Origin of the sequence: Paenibacillus agilis (assembly GCF_007786455.1) — a bacterium.
GTDB lineage: Bacteria > Bacillota > Bacilli > Paenibacillales > Paenibacillaceae > Paenibacillus_B > Paenibacillus_B agilis.
The window spans coordinates 1-21,003 of the sequence record NZ_VNJK01000006.1 but is presented as its reverse complement, the minus strand read 5'-3'; the positions used below and the strand labels follow the sequence as shown (position 1 = coordinate 21,003).

Below are 21,003 nucleotides of genomic sequence, written 5' to 3'. Positions count from 1 at the left end.
CAAGTGCTGTAGTAACTAAGTAATAACAGATACCAAAGAAAGTAGTCCGCTTGCATATGTGAGTGGGCTTTTCTTATTTTAAATAGACCGTCTAAGCAAAAGATTTCCATTATTATTTCTTATTTAATACTTGACTGTTGCTAAAGAAAGTACTATTATAAAGAAAAGAGTTAAAATAAACTGAAAGGGGAGCCAAGATGAGCAAAGAGAAGGAATATCGTTATACCAAGAGCAAAGGAGAGTTCGAAAAGGAGTTCAATATGCACATTCGCGAAATGATTGAAATGATGAAGAACGAAGAAGTAAAGAATAACCTGTATGTAAAAGCAGTAAAACTGTCCACTCACGCCTTTAAACGCATGAAACAGCACTTCAATAGTGTTGATATGGTAGTGGCTACTAGAACAGCGAAAGAGATGCTTAAACACGCTGTACGTATTGGCACAGTCCTGTCTTACGATGGACGAATCAACGTTCTTTACGCATACCGACAAACGGCATTCTTTTTGTCTCCTGATTTGAAGACGGTTGTTACTGTAAACAGATTTCCAGAAGTCACTTACAAACCGTTACTAAAGAATGTGCGAGAAGGCGTTGAAAGAGAAGCGATGCTTGAATTGCACTTCGACCATCTTCGTGAAATGGAACGAAAAGAAGAGGAGCAAATTCGCCTGATCCTTTCTATTGAGGAGAAGGTGAGGGAGGCAACGGAGCAATGTGCAATAATGCTACGAATTGTGAGGGGTGGAGGTCGAAAAAAGAACATCAAAAAATTGATTTCTGAGCAGAACAATCACCTGAAGATTGAAGGTAGAAAACTATTCGAGCTAAAGATTAAAAAGCGTCATTTGTGCAAATCACTTGTTGCTCTTTACTAGACTGATGCCAAAGAAAGTACATTAATGGAATCATTTCTCTTACTGATATTCTTTATATTTTGAAGAACAGCAAGAAGGATGGTCACAACAGATATCAAGGCGTTGGCGACAAAGTGAGAGCAACATATAATCACACATGGAAGGAAAGGGATGTTTGATGGGGTTTTTATTGTCTTGGATTATATCAACAGCAATCGTGTTCTTCATACTTTTTATTGTATTCAATCTCGATGAAAAGTATCTATATGGAGATGTAAGAGATATAGCAGAAGAGATATGGGTTCTTTATATCATATTAACATTTGTACCAATCATCAATATTATATTGTGCCTTGTAACGACTGTTGTCTTTATCGTTCTAATGATATGCAACTTCATGGATAGCCACAATATGGATGGCGAGAAAATGCTTAAAAAAATATTTTTAGTGAAGGAAGATTAAAACTAATGACAAACGATAAAATTTTAGCTTTCGATGAAATCATTACACACCCATCTTATGTTCAAGAACGAATTGGCGATTACATTCAGGTAAACTCTGGACGACATTTCTATGTCCTTGACCCTCGACCAGAAGACATCACTATCAATGATATTGCTCATTCATTGGCTAACATTTGTCGATTCACAGGGCATGGTGACAGATTCTATTGTGTAGGTGAACATTCCATTTTGTGCGCGAGAGTCGCACGTAAGCTTGGATATTCTACACTTTTACAGCTTTACTGCTTGCTTCATGATGGAAGTGAAAGTGTAGTGAATGACTTGGCTAGACCAGTTAAGCAAAACATTCCACAGTATAAAGAAGTAGAAGACCGCATTATGGAAGTCATTTGGGAAGTCGCTGGATTGCCGAAACCGACAGAAGAAGACTACAAAATCGTCAAGCTCATCGACAATACTCTACTTGTCAATGAGATGGAGCAGTTGATGAAGCGTAGCGACATTCCAACTAATATCGAACATGAAAAGATGTTTGTTGACCTTTCTGTTGGATACAACGCAGGAGAGTCAAAGATTCCGTTCTTGACTATGTTTGTCACACTGATGGAGGAATACATTTATGCAAACAATTCATAAGTTTAAGCTTGATGATGAAAGAGAGATGATTCGCCTTCCTTTAGGCGCAAGAGTTCTTTCGGCTAAAGTACAACGAGGTCGAGCAGTTGTCTATGCTTTAGTTGATACAGCCATTACAGAAACAGAAGATTATGAGTTTGTTACTGTTTCAACTGGTGAAGATGCAGAGGTGTATGCAGATGGAATTGTAAACTATACATTCCTTGATACTCTACTCTTTGGAGACAATCATGCCTTTATATCGCACATCTTTTATAGAAAGTTTTGGAAGGTAGTGAATCCATGAGCAAACAGATGACCAAGAAGCAAGCAATTGACCTGTTGGCGACACTGACATTCATATCAATGAGTAAGAATGGCGAAGAAGTCATTGAAGCACTTGGGTTGACCGAAGAACAGACAGATAAAATGATGCGTGTAGTCGTAAGCCTATTCAATAATAATGAAGTAGAAGCAAACAAATTCATCGTAAAGGAAATGAGAAAGCTCTTGAAAAAGCTTGATGTTCATGATGACACTGATGCCAAAGAAAGAACTTTTAAAGGAGTGGATAACCAATGAAAATATTCACAACCGCTGAGATGGTAGAGAGAATCGACATTGCACAAAAGGCTGAAATGATTGAGCCTGTACAGGACATTATAGTTCAACGAAAATCGGAGGGGATTGTTGTGTTAAAGGATGCTATGTCCACTAAACATATTGGACAATGGTTGCCACTATCTCATACAGTTCTTGGTGCAAAGTGGGTGCTAGAGCGCAAGGAAATTCCATTTTTGCGCGCTGTTGAATTGATTCGCCAAGGTAGAACTGTTTCTTGTGAATACGATGGAAGACCACCAGTAGTTTACGACAGTCTCGATGACCTGATTCATCTATATGAAATCGTTGAAGGAAAATGGTACTTGGAGGATTAAATCATGGAAAAAGAAATCCACCTTTGGGGTGATGGTTCAAGCGTCAATAATGGCGAAGAAAAAGGTCTTGGTGGATATGGATACACTCTCTTATTCGGTGAATTTGAGGGTGTAGACATTAAGACTGAATATGGCGATAAAAACAAGATGCTTACTGGTTGGGATGGATTCGAGAATACAACCAATCAGAAGGAAGAAATTAAAGCAATCATAAATGGGTTGAAGCGCATCAAATCAAACATGAATTATCCGATTCAAGTCTTTTCTGACAGTGCATATCTTATAAACTGTATGAATCAGCGTTGGTATGATAACTGGCGTACAAATGGCTGGAAGAACAGCAAGAAAGAGCCTGTCGAGAGTCCAGAGTTATGGAAAGAGCTTCTACAAGTGATTGAGGATGGTTTCTTTAAAATCACTTGGAACAAGGTTAAGGGTCACTCAGGAGTCTTTTACAATGAACAATGCGACAAACTGGCTCGTCAAGGCTTAGAAAAGATGAGGGAAGTCAGAAGAGGTGAAGGCTGATGCCTAGACAACAGTGTACGATTTACGAAGCATATGATGCTGTGAATGTAAATACAGGAGCAGCTATCCTTTATACGAATCAAAAGGGTTTAAAACAATTTAAAGAAGGAAGTTCTTTTTATGTGTGGACTCAGGCTCATTCATCTGTAAATGATGTAAAGCTTCGAGTCTTTGAGAAGGATTTATCGGAGGACAGCGAAGGCAATGTTTATTGTGTTGATGGATTGGATGTGATGGTCATTGATTAAGAGTGATTTCTTCCCGATGTTCCTGTTCATGGTGTTTGCAGGATTGCTTTTGATGCTTGGTGTAATAGGTATGTTTTTATACTTCTAGAGGAGTGATTTAATGACAAAGAAAGAACGAACAGAAATGCTTAGAGTAGAGAGAAGCAAGCTATTACGAGAGATTAATGAAGCACTTCCAGAATTTCGTGCGACGAAAATCTCCAACATCGAGAGTAGACGCATATTCATTGAAGGCGGTATATTCCCTGCATCTTACGACAGAGACGAGAAAAAGCTGTATATTTGGGGTCGCAGTTCTCGCAGTTCTGGTGGAGTAATGAGTGTTGAAGAGCTTATTAAGCTAGAAAATGCATTTCGTCTTTGGGATGCAGAAACTGTGATTGAAGATGCCAACTAAAATTGGTGTTAAGGACGTTGCCGAAATAGCGCTGATTGATATCACTAATAACAACAAACCAATCTTATTTCTGAAGACTTTAAAACTTTTCTCTGAGAGTGAAGTGTACGTCAGTGGCGGCAATGGAAGTAAAACGATTAAAGGGCTTGGTGATAGTAATGGCAAAACTAATATTTAGATATGGTTCTATGAATGCCAGTAAATCAGCTAACTTGATTATGGACTGGTACAATCATAAATCAAACGACAAGAGTGTACTTGTCTTCAAGCCTGTAACAGACACAAGAGACTATGGATACGTTACATCTAGGGCTATTGAGACGAAAATCCCTGCAAGTCTTATAACACCAGACATTGAGGGCATTATGTTTGCAATGACCAAAACATTTATGCCACGCATTGTTTTTGTTGATGAGGTTCAGTTCTTTACAACTAAACAAATTGACGAGCTTTCAAGCGTTGTTGACGAGCTTGGAGTTACAGTAATAGCTTATGGTCTTATGACAACCTTTAAAGGAGAGTTGTTTGAGGGTAGTAAAAGATTGGTTGAAAGAGCAGATGTGATAGAACGGATTCGTTCTGAATGTACCGAATGCTCTAACGAAGGTGTTATGAATGGTCGATTTGTTAATGGCGTAATGCAGACCGAAGGGAAAACTGTTGTAATGGGGAAAGAGAAAGACGAGGATAAGCATATTCCTGTCTACAAGGTACTCTGTCGGAAATGCTACGAAAAGGAGATGAGTAAATGACGAATAGATGGCAATTGACAGAAGGTGTTAAGGAAAAGTTTCTTCCGATTGTACAAGGGTTCATCAACAAACTTGAAGCATCGAATCCCGACGAAGAGGAAAACTTACTTGAAGTGGATTTGAGCGGAACAGAGCTTAATCCATTCACATTGCAAGAGTTGTTAGAGAGTCTTGGCTATAAAAAGGGTGATGCTGACACGAACGGTTGGGAGATGGACTTCTGGATTCCTATGAATAAAGAGGGCTTTAAAACTCTTTCTGTTGATGGTACAGGAATGATATTTGCATTATATTTAAGAGAAAAAGAATGACCGTTCAAGAGGGAGACATTTGTCTCTCTTTTTTGTTATAAACCATTGACCGATACCAAAGAAAGTACTATAATATAAGTATAACATTTAGCGGAAGGGTGATGAGATGTACGAGGTTGATAAAGTGAGTATTGTAGTCTTCACAAAGACAAAAGAAGATATTGGGAAATACTTTAGATTATTTCGGTTGATGATTGGCGATAAGGTTGAAAGTGCTTTTCTGAGCAAAGACCATGCAAGAATCGACACTGAGAAATTTTTTATACGATTCTATGTTGGTGGCTTGCATATGAAAGGTGTGAGAGCGCATTATGTCATTAATATGATGCAAAATGAAGAGTGGGATTCCATTTGTGCATTGCCAATTACCACACCATTCCACTATCTCAAAGAAGACCCGAAATGGAGCGTCTTGACTGGAGGAATTGAATGAGCATGCAGAATAAACCTTATTTAGAGACATTACACTCGATGAAGGCGACTTATGAGAGTCAGATACAAAAATTGAAGGAAGACAAGAAAGTTGGATTGGTTTGTGACAAGCAATACAATGCTCAATTGAGCATTTGGAAGAAAAGAATAAAGCAGTATGAGAGGACGATTATATATGAGTCGATGTTGTGCTAACTGTTTCGCTCAGTCTGTCGATGAATCAAAGCAGAACTTCTATTATCGTGATTGGCAAGGCAACAAGTGGGATGCAAGTTGTCGTCCAATATGTGACCTGTGTATTCAAGCAGGAGAGCATAAAGATGAGGAATTTGCAGGAGAAAAACTAAAAAGGCTGTACCTTGGCTCGTCAAGGCTATATAAACCCAAAGAAACATCAGGATATGGTTGGTATTGAAACTCAATTAATATATTTCATTGAAAGTGGGATGTCGAATGATATTGTCTTGGGGTTCTCCATTAAAGTCAAAGTCTTTAACAGCGGTTTATGGCTCTGGTTGGGAGAAGGGTGAGTTTAAGTTTATTGAGTACAGAAAAACACCACTTGGTTGGGATTTTAATTTATGGCGCTTGTCATTGTCTTATGATAATTTCGGGAAAGTGAAAAGAGGATGATTTTATGGGTGTTGCAACTTCATATGATGAGAAAAGGAATGAATTACGGCTTGCTCTTGCAGATTGCTTAGATATGGCTAAAGGTTTGCTTGATGAAAATATATGGGGATATGAAGACATGAGAGAAGATTATGCTTTGGATGTTTATGTTGCGGTCAAAAAAGCAAGAGATGAAGTTTAGTTAAAACAAATCTTCTATTTAGAAAGGTTGAAAAGTGAATGAATGAAGAAAATAAAAGGTTAAACGCTGTATGTGATGTACATTCCAAGGATTTATTGAATTTTGAGCTGTCTGATATGAATTATGTAACTGTAGATATGATTTATATTGAAAGACCTGTAGGAACTATTATTTTGAACAGGAAAGAAGCTGTAAAAATAAGAGATTTTCTAAATGTGTTTTTGTACGAAGACTCAATAAAATAAGGGTTCCATTTAGAGTTAGGAGAGTGATTTGGTGTCGTTGCACCCATTAAACTTCACATCAGAAGAGTTGGAGTCAAAGCTTAAAGACAAGAAAAAGCATGTAGCAGAGTTGCTTTCGCAGTATGCAACCAGTAAAGATATTAAAATAAAGAATGAAATAGAGAAAATCGTACACTCTGCCTTTGATGAAATTGTAAAGGAAAGAATCAATCATTTCTTTGATAATCTAGCATCAATTAATGAATTAAGTGTCAAGAAGAGTGAGCCTGTCGAAAAGAAACATGGAAACTCATGTTCTTGTTGGAATTGTGTAATGGTGTAAAGGGAGTGATGACAATGGGTATGTACGATGACGATACTGCACATAGAAGTGCGAACACTCACAAGGAAGTTGTAAACCTTTTTAATGAAGTATTAGAAGAGTTAAAGAGGGAGTATTCAGGGAGTAACTTTGAGTATGGCATCACAGGGAACAAGGATGGAATTACAGAAAGACAAAGAATGATTCTTCATAGATACAGAGAACGACTTCACGAAATCCATATAACCTAACACGAGAAGGGTGATGAGCAAGTATGAATGCCAATATAGAGGACATTAATCAGCGTTTTGCAGGGAAGGTTTTCATGAATATTGAACTTCATGAGGATAACGAATCAGCAAAAATCAATTTCACAGATGGTAGCTTCATCAACGTCGAACTGGATTATGTGAATGAAAGTTGCCATTGTCATCCTGAATATAGATACTACTTGGAAATCCAAGCATCGGAGGACTTGCATGAGCCAAGCAGTTAGAGCCTTAATACGCTTATTGATATACAAAGGCGTATTTACTCAGAAAGAATTTGATTAGTCTTTGTCTAGTGTGGAGTACGACGATACGCAAATCAAATTATGCAGTAGAAGGAGATTTGAAGATTTATGATAATAATTGAGGGCAAGGCTGGAAAGTCGAGAGTATTGCAAGATATCATCAACAATCAAATGCGAAATCGTAGTGTTGTAGTTTTTGATTCTGTTGGCATAAGAGGGTTGCGTGTTCCCGATGGAGTTCAACACTTCATGTTGGATGGAGCCAGTGTCGAAGAAGTTGTTGAAGAGTTCATGAATAATGCTTTTCAATTCTATGAAATAGACTGGATAGTATTTTCAGTAAATGCAGATATCATGAGTTTTGATTTGGGAATCTTCAAAAACTTGGACAGAAGATACAATCACAATTTCATTATTACTGTCCAAAACAATGCTCTCGATGAAGTGAATGTATACTACGCATAGGAGGTATGACAATGGCTTGCAGTAATTGTGGCAAAGAGTCCACTTGGACAAAGCTTCCCGATGGTGGATACAAGTGTAACACAGATGATTGTGGAAACATTTCATATGAAGCAATAAACTCGCGCATTGAACGGATTGTGGCGGTAGTTAGGGGCAAAGCCGAAGATTTACGCATGACAGCCGCTTATAATGGTGAGCGTGGAGATGGTGGTTCTGGCAGGATTATCGAACAAATCCAATACTTTGAGTATGGTAGACAGGGCGTTATTCCTCCTGATTGGGAAAAAACTTATGGTCATTTTCTTGATGAAGAGTGGAAAGAGTATGAACGACTAAAACGTAAATTTGGAGGTAAATAAAGATGAGTCAGATGCCTAAGAAAGTACCATATGAAGAACATATTGAACAAACAAGAGCGAAGCATACAAAGTCACCTTATCTTGGTGATTACACACCAGAAGAAGTGTTGAAGCACAAAATTGATTTAATGAAGATGTGCATCAGACAATATAGTGAAACATTGGAAGAATACAGACTTTTTACGGAGCAGTACATGGCAACTGAAAACTACTTTGTGTCTGTTGTATTGACAATCGCGCATGAAGAATATGTAAAAGCTGATGAAATTGAGAAGTTCAACAGCAACCTTGAAGAACTTTACGAGGACGCTAAGATCATGGGAGTAGAGGTGGAAAAGTAATGTCTGTACATCTTGCACATACGCACTCAGGCGAGAAAATTATGGTTGGCGAAGGGTGTGCTGTTGAATGTTAGATTTGGCTATCAAATATGAACAGGAATTACAGCTTAAATTCACTGACCTTTGGATGAATGATACGTACAAATTCTTTTACAACTATTCATATCGAGACAAGTACAAGGCGAAAGAGTCTACTTGGACAGACCATGAATTTGTAAGTAGAGATAAGGATGGCAAGCTTCTTGGGTACTTGGCTTATTCCATCGACAGAGAGTTATATTCAGCAAAATCATTACGTATTATCAACTTCTATAATGATGCTAATATGGTTTTCGTTAAAGATTTGCAGAAATTCTTGTCCGATATCTTCGAACGATTCGGCTTCAATAAGCTAAGTTATTCTGTTGTAATCGGTAATCCGATTGAAAAATCTTATGACAGGATGACCCATAAGTATGGTGGAAGAATTGTCGGAGTTAATCGGAATGAAGTGCTGTTATCCGATGGGACACTCAACGATTTAAAGCTATATGAAATATTGAAGGAAGACTATAACTTTATGAAGACTAGGAGAGATGCTAAATGAATACAAGTGGATGCATTCCTAAAGACAATCCTTTTCTGGCTCATCTAGATAGAAGCTGTTCTGGTTGTCATTTGCTGGCGAAACAATTAGCTGAATTGAAGATGATTCCAAATGTCAATGTCAATATCGTCATCAATACCTCATCGGAAATTGATCCGAAAGAAGTTGCCAAAAAAATCTCAAAAATGATTGCCGATGCAGTTAAACGAGGTGGGACAGCCTAAGACGAAAGGAAGTAATAAACATGAAAGGTTGCGTAGTTTGTGATGTAAAACATCAAGGGTTTTATGTATCTTCTGATGAGGTTTATATGTGTCCGAGACATAAGTTGATTTTGTCAGAAGAGGACGAAGAACTGTCAAAGCAATTCAAAAAGAATCGTTTTGTTATTGAAGGCATGATAGCGAGAATGTCTACTTACAACAAGCAGTTTCAAGAAAAACATTATAAGTTCATTGTCGATACAGAAGATATTCCACTCCTTGAGCATCTTCGTTGGAGAGAAGATGAAAATGGTCATGCAGTAGCAAGTGTCAGGAAGGGAAAGAAAGTACTTACTTTAAAATTAATGGATTATTTGATGTATTTACGACATGGCATAAAATCCCCTTCATATCATCCTAACTGCAACAACTATGATTGTCGGAAGTTGAACATAAGAGTCATGAAAGACAAACGAAGAGAGCGTTCAACTGTCAAGAATATCATTTAGGAGTTGGTTATGAAGTGTGTCAAACTTGCGGTAATGTCTTAATCAATCATGCCACACCAAAGGGCTATGATGGATTCGTAAACCTTCACTTACATACTGCTTACTCGTTGCTAGATGGCATGAGTAAGCCAGAAGATGTAATTCAAAAGGTTGCAAGTCTCAAACAAACTGCTGTGGCTATTACTGAGCATGGTAATGTATTTTCTGCTGTGAAAGTCCATAAGCTGGCGAAGAAGGAAAACATCAAGCACATCTATGGGGCAGAGTTCTACATTACTGATGATAGGTTCGTTCAAGACAAAACAAAGAAATACTACCATTTGACTGTTCTGGCGAAGAACGAGCAGGGTAGACGAAATATTAATAAGCTGGCATCTCTTGGCTATCTCGAAGGCTTCTATTTCAAGCCACGTATTGACCACGAACTGTTGGAAAGGTACAAAGAAGGACTCATTGTTATGTCAGGGTGCATGGCAAGTGAAGTCCAGCAAGCATTGGCAGGAGGTAAGATTGGTGATGGCGAAATCGAAATCACAGAAGCGAACAAAGAGTTGGCTAGGGGGGTTGTACGAAAGTATCGTCGAATTTTTGGTAGAGATTATTACTTAGAGGTACAAGCGCACAGAGACTTCCGTCAACAACAGCTTAATCGGGCAATCGTTGATTTGGCTGGCAAAGAAAGTATCGAGTACGTAGCAACGACGGACTCTCACTTCGTTGAGGAAGACGACCTTGAACTGCATGGTATTTTCATTCAGATAGGTACGAATCGCGAAGCAGGAGAAACTTATCAAGATACTCACATCATGGATGCTGGCGAAGTAACGAAGAAACTTCTTGGTTCAATGACCTACGATGAAGCTGAAATAGCTGTTCGTACATCGTTAGTTATTGCTGATAAGTGCAATGTTGATCTTCCATTGTCAGAACCTATCATTCCTCACGTTGACATTCCAGAAGGCTTCAACGATGAGATTGCTTATTTAAAGGAATTGATTAACAAGGGTTGGGCGCGCAGAGAAATCAGGAAGAAGAAGGATGTTCAGAAGTATAAGGAACGCCTTAACTATGAGTTCAATTCAATTACGAAGATGGGCTTTGAAGGTTACTTCTTGCTTGTAGAATCTTACGTAAACTCTGTTAAACGAAGAGGTATTGCGCGTGGTTCCTCTGGCGGTAGTCTCATCGCCTACCTATTGGGAATCACAGAGATTGACCCAATCCCATATGGTCTGTACTTCGAACGTTTCATCGATGTAGGCGCACTTGACCTTCTGGAATCTGGACAAATCACTCGTAAAGAGTTGAAGATTCCCGATGTAGACTCTGACTTCGGAACGAGTGATAGAGATAAGGTAGTCAGTGATATTATTAAGAAGCATGGCGAAGATAAGTTCGCCGCTATCGGACAGTTTGGATACATTTGGGATAAATCAGCAGTAAAAGACGTTGGTCGAGTGTTAAATATTCCTTTCGCTGTGACAAATCAAATGACTCAGCAAATGGGTGACCTAACAATCACCTACATGCGAGAAGCAGGATTGTTCACTCATTGGTTCGAGGAATATCCAAAACTGTTTGAATATGCTGAAAAGATTGCAGGATTGCCTAAAAGCTTCGGTGTTCATCCATGCGGAAAAATCATCTCCATTAAAGAAATTGATTATTACACAGCTATTGCTTCCAACGATGGAACAATCGTCTTCCAAGGAGACATGGATGATACTGACGACTTAGGCTTAGTTAAGGTAGATATTCTTGGTCTGAAATCAATTGACGTTATCTATGACACATTAGAGATGATTGGCAAGGATTACGACTACATTAATCCTGACAAACTTAACTTCTCAGACGAAAGCATCCTTAAGCTCTTCCGCGAGGGTAGGACAGATGGCGTATTCCAGTTCGAGTCAATCGGCATGAAGGAAACGCTTCGACAGGTTTATCCTGACGGCATTGAGGACTTAGGAGTGTGTAATGCGCTGTTCCGACCAGCATCAATGAAGCATATCGAACATTACGCAAAACGTAAGAAGGGGCTTGAAAAATACTCCTACTTGCATCCTGACTTGGAACTGGTTCTAAAAGCAACAAAGGGAATCATGACGTTCCAAGAACAGCTTATCGAGATTGGTTGGATTGCCAAGATGAAGAATCCAGATAAAATCCGAAAGGCGACAGGCAAGAAGTCTATGGCTCTTATGACTGAGTGTAAAGCTGAATTGTACGAAGGATTAGGTCGAAGAGGATGGAGCGAAGAACAGCTTGAAACATTATGGGAAGTTATGATTGACTTTGCATCGTATTCCTTTAACAAGTCTCACGCAATGGCTTACGCAATAATCGCATGGCAAATGGCGAAGCTGAAGCACTACCATCCAGTAGAGTTCATGACATCATTGCTCAATAGTAAGATAGGAGACATTGCCGATATCTCGCACTATGTCAGTGAATGTAAGCGTATGGGTATCAAGGTGAATGTTCCTGATATCAACGGAAGCCAAGGAAAGTTCACAGTGAAAAATAACGATATTGTTTTCGGTCTTCTTGCGATTCGTGGTATTGGTGAGCCAACTGTTACGTTGATTGAGCGTCTTCGCAATTTGTATGGCAAGCCTTTCGCTTCCTTCAAATCCTTCTATGACTTCAATGTGATGATTAACAAGGATAACGAAGAAGCAAAGGAATATTGGGGAGAAATGTATGACGCAACAATCCCTACGTTTGAGATGATGCCGACAGACGCAATAATCAACCTTATCAAGTCTGGAGCGTTTGGGATAGATAAACATAATTGTTTGGTCGAATATGCTGAAAACACTTACGTACCACTGAAATGGATTCCGAAGAAGCCTATTCCTTCTAAATCTGATTTTGTGAAGGCTGGATACCCAATCTCTGATGAGCAGTTTGCAGACAAGTTGGCTCGTCGAGATGTATTCAATGAGTTCAAGTACAAGGATTACTTGAAGAAAGATGCAATTCGTAGACAGAAGCATATTGACGAGTTCTTTGAAAAGTACGTTGGGGATGCTGAGTTTTATGAGTTTGATACTATGGGTGCATACCTCACAGTCAGTCCTTTTGATAAGTATATCAAGTCAATTAAAGACTTCTACACTTATGAGGATGGCACAGACAAGGTTTTAGTTGTAGGCACTATCATCGGTAAGACAGTCAAGAAAGGGTCTAGAGGTGGGCAGTATGCGAAGATTCAAATACTGACTCCACATGGCGTTGTACAATCGAAGGCTTACTCTAACGCATACAGCGAATATAAGCACATGCTGGACAAAGGTTCGACTGTCGTTATTCTTGCTAAACGTAATAAAGATGAAGCAATCATTTCTAAGATGAAGACCTTTCAAGATTGGAAGACTCTCATCGACAGGAAATATGCGAAGAAGTTGCAAGATGCGAGGAAGGGGAATGCTTGATGGCTAAGTATGGCGTTTTTGTTTCATTCGATTTGGAGGTTAGTTTTCACGAACTAATCTCCAAGGCTTTACATTCTTTTAATAGTAAACCCGAAATAGTTGCAGTCAGGAAGGTAGCTTCATCAGACCTAAATATCTCTATTGATGCCTTTGATGGCAAGAACTACATCACTTTAATTTCGGTAGAAGTATGAACAAGGAGATGGTTTAAATGAGCGAAATCAATCAAGGTAGCATAGTTACTGTCGTGGACAAAGGTTTTACGTATTCTAATTATACTGAATTGTTCAACCATGCAAGGAAGCTAATAAAAGTAGACATTTTACACGCCTATAATCAAACACCAACCGAAGGTGAAACGTATCGCGTTTTGACTGTTGTACACCATCTCGATTCTATGACTCCCACTCCGATTGCTTTGATACACAATGACAATCTATACGCATACTTGGTAGAGGTTGATGGTCTTAGATTGAAGTAAGGTTGAACCTCCTAGTATTTTCTTGGCTTCTACACTCCTACAACAGAATGCCAAATGAAACTCTAGGAGTGATTATAAATGGAACTTAATCTATTATTACCTGTACCAACGTCAATTAACAAGCTTTATATTAATGAATATCAGTATCAAAAGAATTTTGTCACAAAGAAGGTAGAGCGCGTACCAACTGGTCGAAGAATCCTTTCCAAAGAAGGTCGCGCTGTCAAGGCTCAAATTCAAGGTCGAGCAAGAGTTCAGTTGAATGAACAGCCGCATTGGGATTACGAATGGACGAAGGAGAACTTTGTTTATCAAGACACCATCATTTACTTTGCTCGTCGTGGTTCAGATGACAATAACATTTACAAGCTACTGAATGATAGTCTGGAAGGTATAACATATGATAATGACTCTAGGGTGCTTGTACGTACTCAACGTATCGTGTATGACTCTCAGAACCCTCGTATTGAGGTTTCAATTAAGCCTGTTGAATTCATCGGAATCTTTGAGAATGCAGAAACGCTTGAAGGGTTCCAAAAGGACTGTGAAGGATGCTCTAAGTATCGAAAGGGTAGCTGTTCAATCTTAAAGGACTCCATTGCTGGAACCGTTCGAGAGGAAATCGGAAGCATCCACAATCCAATTTGTACAGCGTATAAAGAGAAAAAATAAGAATTCAGGGCTGCCATCAAAGGCAGTCCTTTCTCTTTAGTTGGGAGTTTGACATGTAATTAAGCAAAGGATATAATCTAGTTACCATAGTTACTATGGTAACTACTACATACAAAGTCGAATCAGAAACGAGGTGAGCCTGTCATTGGCGAAAAATATTAAGAAAGATGTTAAAATATTTCCTCTTAGATTAGAGCCTACTTTCTCGAAGGAAGTTGATACATTGGTCTTCTATACTGATGCGGATTCAAAGCATCAGTACATTCTTGATGCTATTATTGAAAAAATGGAAAGAGACAGGAAAAGCCCAAAGTTTAAAGAAAGGCAAGCTTTAAAGGAAGGTGAAGAAATTACATGAACGAGTCCGAAATTATGCGAATACTTGCAGAAGAGACAGAAGACGAAAATTACGGTGCGCCTGTTCATCAGGACAAGGTGTTTATCATAATGTGGCAATCCTCCAAAAGTGGTGGAACTTATACAGAATTACGTAAGTCTGTACGAGGAAAGAATCGCTTTCTACAAGGTCTCAGCTTTCATGGTGTAGACCTAAGAGAAATTCAAGTGATCGAACAGCCAAAGCTATGGATTCCAGAGCGTAAAGTTAAGACTAAGAAAAAAGGGGGATTTATTGGTGGGTAAGTCTTTTACTAAAGAACAGGATGTTATAATTTTAAGTGTTGGAAAGGAAGCGCAAGAAGAAGGAACTTCACTTCATATTGCTTTTATTAAGATAGCAGACGAATTGGATCGTAAAGTAAGTTCAGTTTATGGTCGTTATAAACGTCTGACTACATCTTTAAAAAATGGTAATACCAGCGCCCTCACAGATAGTGAAAAAGTTGTTCTCAAACTTAAAGCCCTCAGTAGAGAAAAAGAACGAAATGCAGAAAAATTTGATTTATACAAAGAGAAGTTCGAAGCACTGCAAAAAGAACATGATATTCTTAAGCGGAAACATAGAAAACTTCAGCTTGAACATCAGACGTTAATAGATACTGTCAATAAGGCTATTGGAGAAGAAGTTATTCTTGGAGGTACAAACATTGAAGTTGGGTAGACCGCTATTCCAGAAGATTCATGAAACTGCTATAAATGTCTTTGCTAGAATGCAACAAGTAGCCAAATAGAGGGGTATACGATGAGCGATATTGAGCTGATAGATATAAGGGTAGGCAAAAAGTTTCCTCTCTTTTCTGAAAGCGTAGAAAAGTTAAAGGGTATTGATGGAGCATTCTTTGAAGCAAATGAGTTCAATCAAGGTTACTTTTTTTGTGTCCATTTAGCGAACATTAATTTTATGGATAAACAATGCTTTCGTAACGATAAAATTTCAGTGAGGATTTTACAGGGTAGTGATGGGCTCGTTCTTCCTCTTATGAAATTTGGAAAATCGATGATTTTTGATATAAATTTTGACCCCACATTGTATGCTGATGAAAGAGTGTTTCAATTTGTTGATACAAATAATATACTCACTATTTTTCTTATTGAAAGCAATACTGGTGAAGTAAAGGCTATTCGTCAATGCAACTTCCCCCTGAAGATGATTCAAATTTGTAGAGAAGCTTGGGGTAGAGCAATGCTCGACCTTAACTTTTCTGAAAAATATACCGAATGGATTGGTCGCATGAACAACTACTCACAACAAACATTGTGGGATAGAGCAACTAAAGTTGGTGATATGGGCGAATCTTTTAACTTGCAAGAAATCAAAACTCCCAACAACTACAAGCCACAAGGAGATATTCTATGAGGACTCCTATACCATACGTAACCAATTTAAAGGACTTTTGCGAAGATGTTAATGATACTCTATCTTACTTCGTTACGTTTCGAGTTTTAAATGGCTATGACAGTATAGTTTCAAACGTAACAATTCCTTTTTGTCGGTTTCGTCCAATAGAAGAGGGAGTTATAGAAGTACGTAGTTGCGACTGTAATGGTTCATTATGTGGTCATCCACCGCAGAAGCTTTATATATCTGAAAACCAATTGCAAAACTATACATTTATTGAGCAAAACAACATACACTACATCTTTGTATATAATGTTCTTAGCGCAGAGAGGGTATGACGATGAATAGAGAAGAGCGTAAGAAAGCGATGAAAATGGCAACAGCGATAGCAGAGATGGGATGGAGAGCAGATATTGTTCCAGCCAGTGAGTATGATGGAATCCATGCCAACTACCATACTCATGGACTTCAAGAGAATTTTGGTCACATAGACTTCCAAGTCGTACTCCCTATTGACCCAAGCAAAACACATGCAGTTATGTTTCAGATTATCGAGAATATTAAAGAAGGAAAAGTATACGAGGAAGGCAAGCTATATGATGATATAATTCCTATGCCTATGGGTTTCAAAGTATTCAAGGAGTGCGGTAGAGACGTTCTTCGATTGCTGATTCCAGACGGTCAAGGAAGGCATCCTGACGATCCTCAATGCGAACCGTTCTTCAGGCTTCAGCTAGATGATTATCCTTTTGACTCATGATACTCTATAGTCTACAAAGAACGGAGTGTAAAATTAATGGACAACACCCTATATGCCTTCCAAATACCTAAGTCAGAAGTTGTAAAAAAAGATATTAGCACTATAGCTCATTATATTAATCAATTAGAAAAGATAGAAGCTCACAGCCAATGTGTAGAGATAATTTTTGATGGGTATGACGATACAACCGACGAAGTGTTTGAAATTCAAGACATTAGAGAATGGGTAACAATGCTTCTAAAGAAATCGCCTGAAATATTGTATTATACTTCTTTGTCGTTAGGTACAACTACAAGGCTACTGGCTTGTGCCTATGATGTTGAAACGGTTTCTCAGAAACGTATGAATGGCTATGAAGCAAGTGAATATTTTGAAGTCCATGGTGAGCTTCCGCAACAGCCAACGCTCATTACTATACCAGAAGATGAACGTTTACGATTGTATAATGCCATTAAAAGCTATGGAATTAAACGAAAAGACTTAATTGGAGCCGGAGTAATTGTTGCGGCGCTGAAAGAAGTATTTGGCTAATTGTAACTAAACACGAACAATATCATTCCTGGTCAGCTCCTCAATTCAACCTATAACCGTACAATTAACGTACACATTTCATTATAACGTTCGGATTTTCTCTGTTTTTAACTGGTTCGTGCAAAATATGCACAAACCACTCATCTTACGAATTGCTGAAAGGAGCCATGTTATGAATAAGGACGGAAACGTATCTCCTTGTTGTGGTCAACCGATTATTATGCCTGATAAATTATGTTCTCAATGCCTACAAAAAGTTAAAACCGTGTAGTCCTCATATGAGGACTATTTTTTACGTCTAGGCTATTTCATAAAAGTCGTCTTTTGTACATATGTACATATACTCAGATTTTATTAATTACACAAAAAATGCCTACCCTATGTAAGGATAGACATCGTTTTGTTTTGTTTGAAGTGAAGCAAAATGTTTGTTACAATCCACGCCAGTACATGACCAGCGACCATTGCTTCTTGAATTTATTATACAACAGAATGTGTTCCAATGCAAATTATACCAACTATAAGTGGCGCATAAAAAACTATTTCTTCTTCGCACACTTAGTAAATTCCATTATCACAGATTTCGATTCAAAGCTACACAAATACTTATTCGCTTCTATATGTCATTAGTATTTCCTTAATTAGTTAAGATACTCTAGAAATTGAGACAGCAAATGAAAAGCCTGTCCAATTAAGAACAGGCTTTACTCTAACGGATTAAAATTTACGATCTTCTACACGCCACGTCCAATATTTATTACCTTGAGCCATAATATAACGATCAAACCAAGTCTGGAAATCGCAATACAATGAACGTGCATCATCATAATCACTAATACTTTCAAGTACATACATGTATTCTGACTTACCTGATCTCACATCATCAAGATCAATAATAATGTAATCATCAGAGATATACGCAACAGATACTCTGGTTGGGTGTTTGATTGGAGCATTAAACTCTATGACTGAATTTATCCGATATATATCTCCTCCACCAAAAAAATCAGTCTCAGTGAAAGGAGCAAGTCCGTTCGTTACCGACAAGAACTCAAGGTAATCTTTAGGCATATCAGGATACTTTTCTAATAAACGAGAAATATCATGAGAAGTAGCTGAGTCTTGAAATACGCATATGCTCTCAAAATTATTGCCTTCTTCTCTAAGAACAACCCTAGTACCTTGTGCATACATATCATGAAGTTCCTGTAGAGTTTTTTTAATAAACATTGATACTCACCCTCAATTATCTGGATATCCTACCCACCACGGCGAAACTACTCCTCTATGGAAGCTGTAAGGTAATGGCATTAAGTTATAAAAACTATTGTCCCCACCCCAAAGTCTTGGTCTAATGTGGTGTATTTCAGTTACATATTGACCCCAATCGACAGTGTGGTTAGGGTATGCTGTAAGGTAGTCTGCTCTAAACTGTTTTCTTTGAGTATCTCCCCAACCCAGATTAGGTAAATACCCTCTTGGATAATTAGTGGTTGCTGGCTCATGCATCACACGGTATGCGTTGTAATCATAATAGAATGGATATACTGTTCCATCTCTATTTAGCAGAGTGATAGTTGTTAAAGTATCTCCTTCTGCCACCTTAGAAGGAATAATGTAACCCTCGTATACTTTTACAGTTACTACAGCGAAATAAAAGCCTGTTTTACGTACTGGGAAATTGTAATCGGCGGATTTTCCAGCCTGAACACCTAGTATTCCCGTTAAAGCCATTTCTACTGAGCTTACAGGGTAACCAGTATGTCCTCGAACATCTCCTCTGTAAAGTTTCATATCAAACGCTACTTTAGAAGGTTGACTACCAGTTATTTCTAGTATAGTTGATTTAACATTGACTTGTCCATTGTTAGGGGACAGTTCCGATTTAGCTACTACCCCGCCTACTTTTAGCGACAAACTATTATTTTCTGACTTTTTCTGCTCTATGAATTCTTGTACTTGGTCTTTTGGAATATGTGTTATTTTGGAGGTTTTATGTGTTGGTGAATCTGTGGAAAGAGCTGTGTTAGGGTCTTCTGTGGAATACTCGATGTAGTAATACAATTCTCTAGGTGCATTGGGGTCTGATTTAAGTTCGTCATAACTTCCAATTGTTACACCAAGTGACTGGGCAAGTTGTTCATGACTGACACTTATTTCTGAATTGATTTCAGAGGTGGGTACAGTTGTTTGTAGTGTTTCACTATGTGAGGTTGGAAGTTCTTCAGCAGATACTAACGAAAATGGAATAACTAGTGTAATAAGTAAAGCAATTGTTAAGAAAGATAATAGCATTTTTTTAAGTTTCATGCAAATTCTCCTTGTCAATAATTAGTTTAATTTTATGTAGGATTTTGCAGGCTTTCACGATTCTATTAGTTAGCATCTCTCACCCCTCTCATATGCCCACTTGAATATAGATCGTTTTTACATAAATGTCAAATACTTTTATTTTACCAACATTTCATTTGATTGGTTGTCCATGCCCCACAAGAACAAGCAAAAACATCAATAAATGTTTCTTCAAAGTCAAAACGCTTGTAATAAGTTTTCTTATAAGTACAACCACACCTAGTGTAATAATGAGCTTTGTTCGTAAAATCTATATTATCAATCTCTTCTCCCACCAACTTACTACGTATGAGACGTATATTTGCTTTTGCAAATTCGTCTTTACGTAAATGATTTAATCTTAACTTCATTGCGAAGACGCTCCTTTTGATACTTTAACAATAACTTATCTAAATCCTGACTCATTTCAACCATCTTACCATCGGTCAATTCTAAACCCTTTTCATGTGCTTCATTTATTTGGAACCGCAAGAATTCAATCTCTTCCAGCATTCTCATCAGTCCTTGCAGATTAATCTATAATGGTGAACGAATCTCCCCATTCGTTCACCATTTATGCTGAGTCCCCTAGCCTTCCGACCCCTAGATATAATGTAACACTTGTTGACAGCTTTTCCCGTATAAGAAAATCACTGGCAACAAAAAAGTAGACACTTAATTAAGTGTCTACTTAAATTTGAATTAATTATTTAGGTAATATCCAAGGAGTCGTCAAACAAATAACAACTCCTACTGATTCGATTCAACCACCAACTTACTTGTCAATAATCCAAGGAATACCGCCGCCAAAAGGTATAACAGTATCATTTGAACTAGATAAACCTACAAATATTAAAGTCAACATTAAAAGAATCGGTAATTTTGACAACAACTTCTTCATGCCAACCAATCCTTTCTTTCTATAGATTATTATTAGCGATTTGCTTATATATATCATTAATTTTCATTATAACCTTAGTGCTTAAGCGTGAGTTATCTTCAAGAATAGCTTCATTAATTAAAACTACACTTCCTAAAGCATTCTCAAATAATCCTATTTTCATATACTCCAAAGCACTCTCCAAATAATAATCAAATGCCTTTTCTACATCTTGGCTTATTAAAGCATTTCCAGCCAGTTGATAGAAGTAAGCCATTCTAGCCTTTTTATCT

General features: G+C 38.0%; 39 protein-coding genes and 1 pseudogene. 34 read left to right on the top strand and 6 right to left on the bottom strand.

Going from position 1 to position 21,003, the window contains the following annotated elements:
• Positions 1-197: 197 nt before the first annotated feature.
• The 34 genes from FPZ44_RS23840 to FPZ44_RS23675 all read left to right on the top strand — a co-directional run bounded on the left by FPZ44_RS23840 (position 198) and on the right by FPZ44_RS23675 (position 17,499).
• Positions 198-878: a hypothetical protein gene (locus tag FPZ44_RS23840; RefSeq protein ID WP_144994712.1), complete on the top strand. Its 681-nt coding sequence runs from the start codon at positions 198-200 to the stop codon at positions 876-878.
• Positions 879-1,035: 157 nt separating this feature from the next.
• On the top strand, positions 1,036-1,320 hold the full coding sequence (locus FPZ44_RS23835; RefSeq protein ID WP_144994710.1) for a hypothetical protein: 285 nt from the start codon (positions 1,036-1,038) through the stop codon (positions 1,318-1,320).
• A 5-nt stretch (positions 1,321-1,325) separates the two neighbouring features.
• Positions 1,326-1,958 (top strand): HD domain-containing protein, encoded by a 633-nt coding sequence (locus FPZ44_RS23830; RefSeq protein ID WP_144994708.1) that lies wholly within the window; start codon positions 1,326-1,328, stop codon positions 1,956-1,958.
• The gene (locus FPZ44_RS23825) at positions 1,942-2,244 is read left to right on the top strand and encodes a DUF7352 domain-containing protein (RefSeq protein WP_144994706.1); all 303 of its coding nucleotides are present in this window, start codon (positions 1,942-1,944) and stop codon (positions 2,242-2,244) included. Before FPZ44_RS23830 ends, FPZ44_RS23825 begins: the two co-directional genes overlap by 17 nt.
• Positions 2,241-2,519, top strand: a complete 279-nt coding sequence (locus tag FPZ44_RS23820) for a hypothetical protein (protein WP_144994704.1) — start codon at positions 2,241-2,243, stop codon at positions 2,517-2,519. Before FPZ44_RS23825 ends, FPZ44_RS23820 begins: the two co-directional genes overlap by 4 nt.
• Complete coding sequence (locus tag FPZ44_RS23815) at positions 2,516-2,875, top strand: hypothetical protein (RefSeq protein ID WP_144994702.1); 360 nt, start codon at positions 2,516-2,518, stop codon at positions 2,873-2,875. The genes FPZ44_RS23820 and FPZ44_RS23815 overlap by 4 nt, the downstream gene beginning before the upstream one ends.
• A gap of 3 nt (positions 2,876-2,878) precedes the next feature.
• Positions 2,879-3,403: a ribonuclease H family protein gene (locus FPZ44_RS23810; protein WP_144994700.1), complete on the top strand. Its 525-nt coding sequence runs from the start codon at positions 2,879-2,881 to the stop codon at positions 3,401-3,403.
• Positions 3,403-3,651 (top strand): hypothetical protein, encoded by a 249-nt coding sequence (locus FPZ44_RS23805; RefSeq protein WP_144994698.1) that lies wholly within the window; start codon positions 3,403-3,405, stop codon positions 3,649-3,651. Before FPZ44_RS23810 ends, FPZ44_RS23805 begins: the two co-directional genes overlap by 1 nt.
• 100 nt (positions 3,652-3,751) lie before the next feature.
• Positions 3,752-4,048, top strand: a complete 297-nt coding sequence (locus FPZ44_RS23800; protein ID WP_144994696.1) for a hypothetical protein — start codon at positions 3,752-3,754, stop codon at positions 4,046-4,048.
• Between the two features lie 122 nt (positions 4,049-4,170).
• Positions 4,171-4,800, top strand: coding sequence for a thymidine kinase (locus FPZ44_RS23795; protein WP_261378541.1), 630 nt, complete (start codon positions 4,171-4,173; stop codon positions 4,798-4,800).
• On the top strand, positions 4,797-5,111 hold the full coding sequence (locus FPZ44_RS23790) for a hypothetical protein (RefSeq protein WP_144994694.1): 315 nt from the start codon (positions 4,797-4,799) through the stop codon (positions 5,109-5,111). The genes FPZ44_RS23795 and FPZ44_RS23790 overlap by 4 nt, the downstream gene beginning before the upstream one ends.
• A 106-nt stretch (positions 5,112-5,217) precedes the next feature.
• Complete coding sequence (locus FPZ44_RS23785; protein ID WP_261378519.1) at positions 5,218-5,544, top strand: hypothetical protein; 327 nt, start codon at positions 5,218-5,220, stop codon at positions 5,542-5,544.
• Positions 5,541-5,738: a hypothetical protein gene (locus FPZ44_RS23780; protein WP_261378518.1), complete on the top strand. Its 198-nt coding sequence runs from the start codon at positions 5,541-5,543 to the stop codon at positions 5,736-5,738. The genes FPZ44_RS23785 and FPZ44_RS23780 overlap by 4 nt, the downstream gene beginning before the upstream one ends.
• Before the next feature lie 258 nt (positions 5,739-5,996).
• A complete protein-coding gene (locus FPZ44_RS23770) occupies positions 5,997-6,176 on the top strand; it encodes a hypothetical protein (protein ID WP_144994690.1) in 180 nt (59 codons plus the stop codon).
• A gap of 4 nt (positions 6,177-6,180) precedes the next feature.
• On the top strand, positions 6,181-6,357 hold the full coding sequence (locus FPZ44_RS26585) for a hypothetical protein (RefSeq protein ID WP_186786220.1): 177 nt from the start codon (positions 6,181-6,183) through the stop codon (positions 6,355-6,357).
• Between the two features lie 38 nt (positions 6,358-6,395).
• Positions 6,396-6,602: a hypothetical protein gene (locus FPZ44_RS23765; protein ID WP_144994688.1), complete on the top strand. Its 207-nt coding sequence runs from the start codon at positions 6,396-6,398 to the stop codon at positions 6,600-6,602.
• A gap of 31 nt (positions 6,603-6,633) precedes the next feature.
• Positions 6,634-6,924: a hypothetical protein gene (locus tag FPZ44_RS23760; RefSeq protein ID WP_144994686.1), complete on the top strand. Its 291-nt coding sequence runs from the start codon at positions 6,634-6,636 to the stop codon at positions 6,922-6,924.
• Positions 6,925-7,177: 253 nt separating this feature from the next.
• On the top strand, positions 7,178-7,399 hold the full coding sequence (locus FPZ44_RS23755) for a hypothetical protein (protein WP_144994684.1): 222 nt from the start codon (positions 7,178-7,180) through the stop codon (positions 7,397-7,399).
• 126 nt (positions 7,400-7,525) lie between these two features.
• Positions 7,526-7,882: a hypothetical protein gene (locus tag FPZ44_RS23750; protein WP_144994681.1), complete on the top strand. Its 357-nt coding sequence runs from the start codon at positions 7,526-7,528 to the stop codon at positions 7,880-7,882.
• Positions 7,883-7,893: 11 nt separating this feature from the next.
• Entirely contained in the window at positions 7,894-8,241 is a 348-nt protein-coding gene (locus FPZ44_RS23745; RefSeq protein WP_144994679.1) for a hypothetical protein, read from the top strand.
• Positions 8,242-8,243: 2 nt separating this feature from the next.
• Entirely contained in the window at positions 8,244-8,582 is a 339-nt protein-coding gene (locus tag FPZ44_RS23740) for a hypothetical protein (protein WP_144994677.1), read from the top strand.
• A 67-nt stretch (positions 8,583-8,649) separates the two neighbouring features.
• A complete protein-coding gene (locus tag FPZ44_RS26695; RefSeq protein ID WP_222429836.1) occupies positions 8,650-9,168 on the top strand; it encodes a hypothetical protein in 519 nt (172 codons plus the stop codon).
• Positions 9,165-9,392 carry a hypothetical protein gene (locus FPZ44_RS23730; RefSeq protein WP_144994675.1) on the top strand — a complete coding sequence of 76 codons (228 nt, stop codon included), beginning with the start codon at positions 9,165-9,167 and terminating at the stop codon, positions 9,390-9,392. The genes FPZ44_RS26695 and FPZ44_RS23730 overlap by 4 nt, the downstream gene beginning before the upstream one ends.
• A gap of 20 nt (positions 9,393-9,412) precedes the next feature.
• The gene (locus FPZ44_RS23725; protein WP_261378517.1) at positions 9,413-9,880 is read left to right on the top strand and encodes a hypothetical protein; all 468 of its coding nucleotides are present in this window, start codon (positions 9,413-9,415) and stop codon (positions 9,878-9,880) included.
• 14 nt (positions 9,881-9,894) lie between these two features.
• Positions 9,895-13,317 (top strand): DNA polymerase III subunit alpha, encoded by a 3,423-nt coding sequence (gene dnaE, locus FPZ44_RS23720; protein ID WP_144994671.1) that lies wholly within the window; start codon positions 9,895-9,897, stop codon positions 13,315-13,317.
• Positions 13,317-13,511 (top strand): hypothetical protein, encoded by a 195-nt coding sequence (locus FPZ44_RS23715; RefSeq protein ID WP_144994669.1) that lies wholly within the window; start codon positions 13,317-13,319, stop codon positions 13,509-13,511. Before dnaE ends, FPZ44_RS23715 begins: the two co-directional genes overlap by 1 nt.
• A 17-nt stretch (positions 13,512-13,528) precedes the next feature.
• On the top strand, positions 13,529-13,798 hold the full coding sequence (locus tag FPZ44_RS23710; RefSeq protein ID WP_144994667.1) for a hypothetical protein: 270 nt from the start codon (positions 13,529-13,531) through the stop codon (positions 13,796-13,798).
• A gap of 78 nt (positions 13,799-13,876) precedes the next feature.
• Entirely contained in the window at positions 13,877-14,470 is a 594-nt protein-coding gene (locus FPZ44_RS23705; protein WP_144994665.1) for a RusA family crossover junction endodeoxyribonuclease, read from the top strand.
• 145 nt (positions 14,471-14,615) lie between these two features.
• Positions 14,616-14,828, top strand: coding sequence for a hypothetical protein (locus tag FPZ44_RS23700; RefSeq protein ID WP_144994663.1), 213 nt, complete (start codon positions 14,616-14,618; stop codon positions 14,826-14,828).
• Positions 14,825-15,112: a hypothetical protein gene (locus tag FPZ44_RS23695; RefSeq protein ID WP_144994661.1), complete on the top strand. Its 288-nt coding sequence runs from the start codon at positions 14,825-14,827 to the stop codon at positions 15,110-15,112. Before FPZ44_RS23700 ends, FPZ44_RS23695 begins: the two co-directional genes overlap by 4 nt.
• Entirely contained in the window at positions 15,105-15,530 is a 426-nt protein-coding gene (locus FPZ44_RS23690) for a hypothetical protein (RefSeq protein WP_144994659.1), read from the top strand. The genes FPZ44_RS23695 and FPZ44_RS23690 overlap by 8 nt, the downstream gene beginning before the upstream one ends.
• An 81-nt stretch (positions 15,531-15,611) precedes the next feature.
• Positions 15,612-16,226: a hypothetical protein gene (locus tag FPZ44_RS23685; RefSeq protein ID WP_144994657.1), complete on the top strand. Its 615-nt coding sequence runs from the start codon at positions 15,612-15,614 to the stop codon at positions 16,224-16,226.
• A gap of 322 nt (positions 16,227-16,548) precedes the next feature.
• Complete coding sequence (locus tag FPZ44_RS23680; protein WP_186786219.1) at positions 16,549-16,968, top strand: DUF4262 domain-containing protein; 420 nt, start codon at positions 16,549-16,551, stop codon at positions 16,966-16,968.
• Positions 16,969-17,004: 36 nt separating this feature from the next.
• The gene (locus FPZ44_RS23675; protein WP_144994652.1) at positions 17,005-17,499 is read left to right on the top strand and encodes a hypothetical protein; all 495 of its coding nucleotides are present in this window, start codon (positions 17,005-17,007) and stop codon (positions 17,497-17,499) included.
• A 717-nt stretch (positions 17,500-18,216) separates the two neighbouring features.
• Here the strand turns inward: FPZ44_RS23675 and FPZ44_RS23670 are convergent.
• The 6 genes and pseudogenes from FPZ44_RS23670 to FPZ44_RS26580 all read right to left on the bottom strand — a co-directional run.
• Complete coding sequence (locus FPZ44_RS23670) at positions 18,217-18,729, bottom strand: SMI1/KNR4 family protein (protein ID WP_144994650.1); 513 nt, start codon at positions 18,727-18,729, stop codon at positions 18,217-18,219.
• Between the two features lie 12 nt (positions 18,730-18,741).
• Positions 18,742-19,809 (bottom strand): HNH endonuclease signature motif containing protein, encoded by a 1,068-nt coding sequence (locus FPZ44_RS23665; RefSeq protein ID WP_144994648.1) that lies wholly within the window; start codon positions 19,807-19,809, stop codon positions 18,742-18,744.
• A gap of 143 nt (positions 19,810-19,952) precedes the next feature.
• Positions 19,953-20,201, bottom strand: coding sequence for a hypothetical protein (locus tag FPZ44_RS23660; RefSeq protein WP_144994646.1), 249 nt, complete (start codon positions 20,199-20,201; stop codon positions 19,953-19,955).
• Positions 20,173-20,343, bottom strand: a complete 171-nt coding sequence (locus FPZ44_RS23655; protein ID WP_186786218.1) for an aspartyl-phosphate phosphatase Spo0E family protein — start codon at positions 20,341-20,343, stop codon at positions 20,173-20,175. Before FPZ44_RS23655 ends, FPZ44_RS23660 begins: the two co-directional genes overlap by 29 nt.
• Before the next feature lie 262 nt (positions 20,344-20,605).
• The gene (locus FPZ44_RS26975; protein ID WP_261378516.1) at positions 20,606-20,731 is read right to left on the bottom strand and encodes a hypothetical protein; all 126 of its coding nucleotides are present in this window, start codon (positions 20,729-20,731) and stop codon (positions 20,606-20,608) included.
• Between the two features lie 19 nt (positions 20,732-20,750).
• A pseudogene (locus FPZ44_RS26580) lies at positions 20,751-21,003 on the bottom strand (transcriptional regulator); the annotation flags it as partial.

Excerpts from the sequence above, each read along its gene's own strand:
- FPZ44_RS23840 (WP_144994712.1), top strand. The coding sequence starts at position 198 with ATGAGCAAAGAGAAGGAATATCGTTATACCAAGAGCAAAGGAGAGTTC.
- FPZ44_RS23835 (WP_144994710.1), top strand. The coding sequence starts at position 1,036 with ATGGGGTTTTTATTGTCTTGGATTATATCAACAGCAATCGTGTTCTTC.
- FPZ44_RS23830 (WP_144994708.1), top strand. The coding sequence starts at position 1,326 with ATGACAAACGATAAAATTTTAGCTTTCGATGAAATCATTACACACCCA.
- FPZ44_RS23825 (WP_144994706.1), top strand. The coding sequence starts at position 1,942 with ATGCAAACAATTCATAAGTTTAAGCTTGATGATGAAAGAGAGATGATT.
- FPZ44_RS23820 (WP_144994704.1), top strand. The coding sequence starts at position 2,241 with ATGAGCAAACAGATGACCAAGAAGCAAGCAATTGACCTGTTGGCGACA.
- FPZ44_RS23815 (WP_144994702.1), top strand. The coding sequence starts at position 2,516 with ATGAAAATATTCACAACCGCTGAGATGGTAGAGAGAATCGACATTGCA.
- FPZ44_RS23810 (WP_144994700.1), top strand. The coding sequence starts at position 2,879 with ATGGAAAAAGAAATCCACCTTTGGGGTGATGGTTCAAGCGTCAATAAT.
- FPZ44_RS23805 (WP_144994698.1), top strand. The coding sequence starts at position 3,403 with ATGCCTAGACAACAGTGTACGATTTACGAAGCATATGATGCTGTGAAT.
- FPZ44_RS23800 (WP_144994696.1), top strand. The coding sequence starts at position 3,752 with ATGACAAAGAAAGAACGAACAGAAATGCTTAGAGTAGAGAGAAGCAAG.
- FPZ44_RS23795 (WP_261378541.1), top strand. The coding sequence starts at position 4,171 with ATGGAAGTAAAACGATTAAAGGGCTTGGTGATAGTAATGGCAAAACTA.
- FPZ44_RS23790 (WP_144994694.1), top strand. The coding sequence starts at position 4,797 with ATGACGAATAGATGGCAATTGACAGAAGGTGTTAAGGAAAAGTTTCTT.
- FPZ44_RS23785 (WP_261378519.1), top strand. The coding sequence starts at position 5,218 with ATGTACGAGGTTGATAAAGTGAGTATTGTAGTCTTCACAAAGACAAAA.
- FPZ44_RS23780 (WP_261378518.1), top strand. The coding sequence starts at position 5,541 with ATGAGCATGCAGAATAAACCTTATTTAGAGACATTACACTCGATGAAG.
- FPZ44_RS23770 (WP_144994690.1), top strand. The coding sequence starts at position 5,997 with ATGATATTGTCTTGGGGTTCTCCATTAAAGTCAAAGTCTTTAACAGCG.
- FPZ44_RS26585 (WP_186786220.1), top strand. The coding sequence starts at position 6,181 with ATGGGTGTTGCAACTTCATATGATGAGAAAAGGAATGAATTACGGCTT.
- FPZ44_RS23765 (WP_144994688.1), top strand. The coding sequence starts at position 6,396 with ATGAATGAAGAAAATAAAAGGTTAAACGCTGTATGTGATGTACATTCC.
- FPZ44_RS23755 (WP_144994684.1), top strand. The coding sequence starts at position 7,178 with ATGAATGCCAATATAGAGGACATTAATCAGCGTTTTGCAGGGAAGGTT.
- FPZ44_RS23750 (WP_144994681.1), top strand. The coding sequence starts at position 7,526 with ATGATAATAATTGAGGGCAAGGCTGGAAAGTCGAGAGTATTGCAAGAT.
- FPZ44_RS23745 (WP_144994679.1), top strand. The coding sequence starts at position 7,894 with ATGGCTTGCAGTAATTGTGGCAAAGAGTCCACTTGGACAAAGCTTCCC.
- FPZ44_RS23740 (WP_144994677.1), top strand. The coding sequence starts at position 8,244 with ATGAGTCAGATGCCTAAGAAAGTACCATATGAAGAACATATTGAACAA.
- FPZ44_RS26695 (WP_222429836.1), top strand. The coding sequence starts at position 8,650 with ATGTTAGATTTGGCTATCAAATATGAACAGGAATTACAGCTTAAATTC.
- FPZ44_RS23730 (WP_144994675.1), top strand. The coding sequence starts at position 9,165 with ATGAATACAAGTGGATGCATTCCTAAAGACAATCCTTTTCTGGCTCAT.
- FPZ44_RS23725 (WP_261378517.1), top strand. The coding sequence starts at position 9,413 with ATGAAAGGTTGCGTAGTTTGTGATGTAAAACATCAAGGGTTTTATGTA.
- FPZ44_RS23715 (WP_144994669.1), top strand. The coding sequence starts at position 13,317 with ATGGCTAAGTATGGCGTTTTTGTTTCATTCGATTTGGAGGTTAGTTTT.
- FPZ44_RS23710 (WP_144994667.1), top strand. The coding sequence starts at position 13,529 with ATGAGCGAAATCAATCAAGGTAGCATAGTTACTGTCGTGGACAAAGGT.
- FPZ44_RS23705 (WP_144994665.1), top strand. The coding sequence starts at position 13,877 with ATGGAACTTAATCTATTATTACCTGTACCAACGTCAATTAACAAGCTT.
- FPZ44_RS23695 (WP_144994661.1), top strand. The coding sequence starts at position 14,825 with ATGAACGAGTCCGAAATTATGCGAATACTTGCAGAAGAGACAGAAGAC.
- FPZ44_RS23685 (WP_144994657.1), top strand. The coding sequence starts at position 15,612 with ATGAGCGATATTGAGCTGATAGATATAAGGGTAGGCAAAAAGTTTCCT.
- FPZ44_RS23680 (WP_186786219.1), top strand. The coding sequence starts at position 16,549 with ATGAATAGAGAAGAGCGTAAGAAAGCGATGAAAATGGCAACAGCGATA.
- FPZ44_RS23675 (WP_144994652.1), top strand. The coding sequence starts at position 17,005 with ATGGACAACACCCTATATGCCTTCCAAATACCTAAGTCAGAAGTTGTA.
- FPZ44_RS23670 (WP_144994650.1), bottom strand. The coding sequence starts at position 18,729 with ATGTTTATTAAAAAAACTCTACAGGAACTTCATGATATGTATGCACAA.
- FPZ44_RS23665 (WP_144994648.1), bottom strand. The coding sequence starts at position 19,809 with ATGAAACTTAAAAAAATGCTATTATCTTTCTTAACAATTGCTTTACTT.
- FPZ44_RS23660 (WP_144994646.1), bottom strand. The coding sequence starts at position 20,201 with ATGAAGTTAAGATTAAATCATTTACGTAAAGACGAATTTGCAAAAGCA.
- FPZ44_RS23655 (WP_186786218.1), bottom strand. The coding sequence starts at position 20,343 with ATGCTGGAAGAGATTGAATTCTTGCGGTTCCAAATAAATGAAGCACAT.
- FPZ44_RS26975 (WP_261378516.1), bottom strand. The coding sequence starts at position 20,731 with ATGAAGAAGTTGTTGTCAAAATTACCGATTCTTTTAATGTTGACTTTA.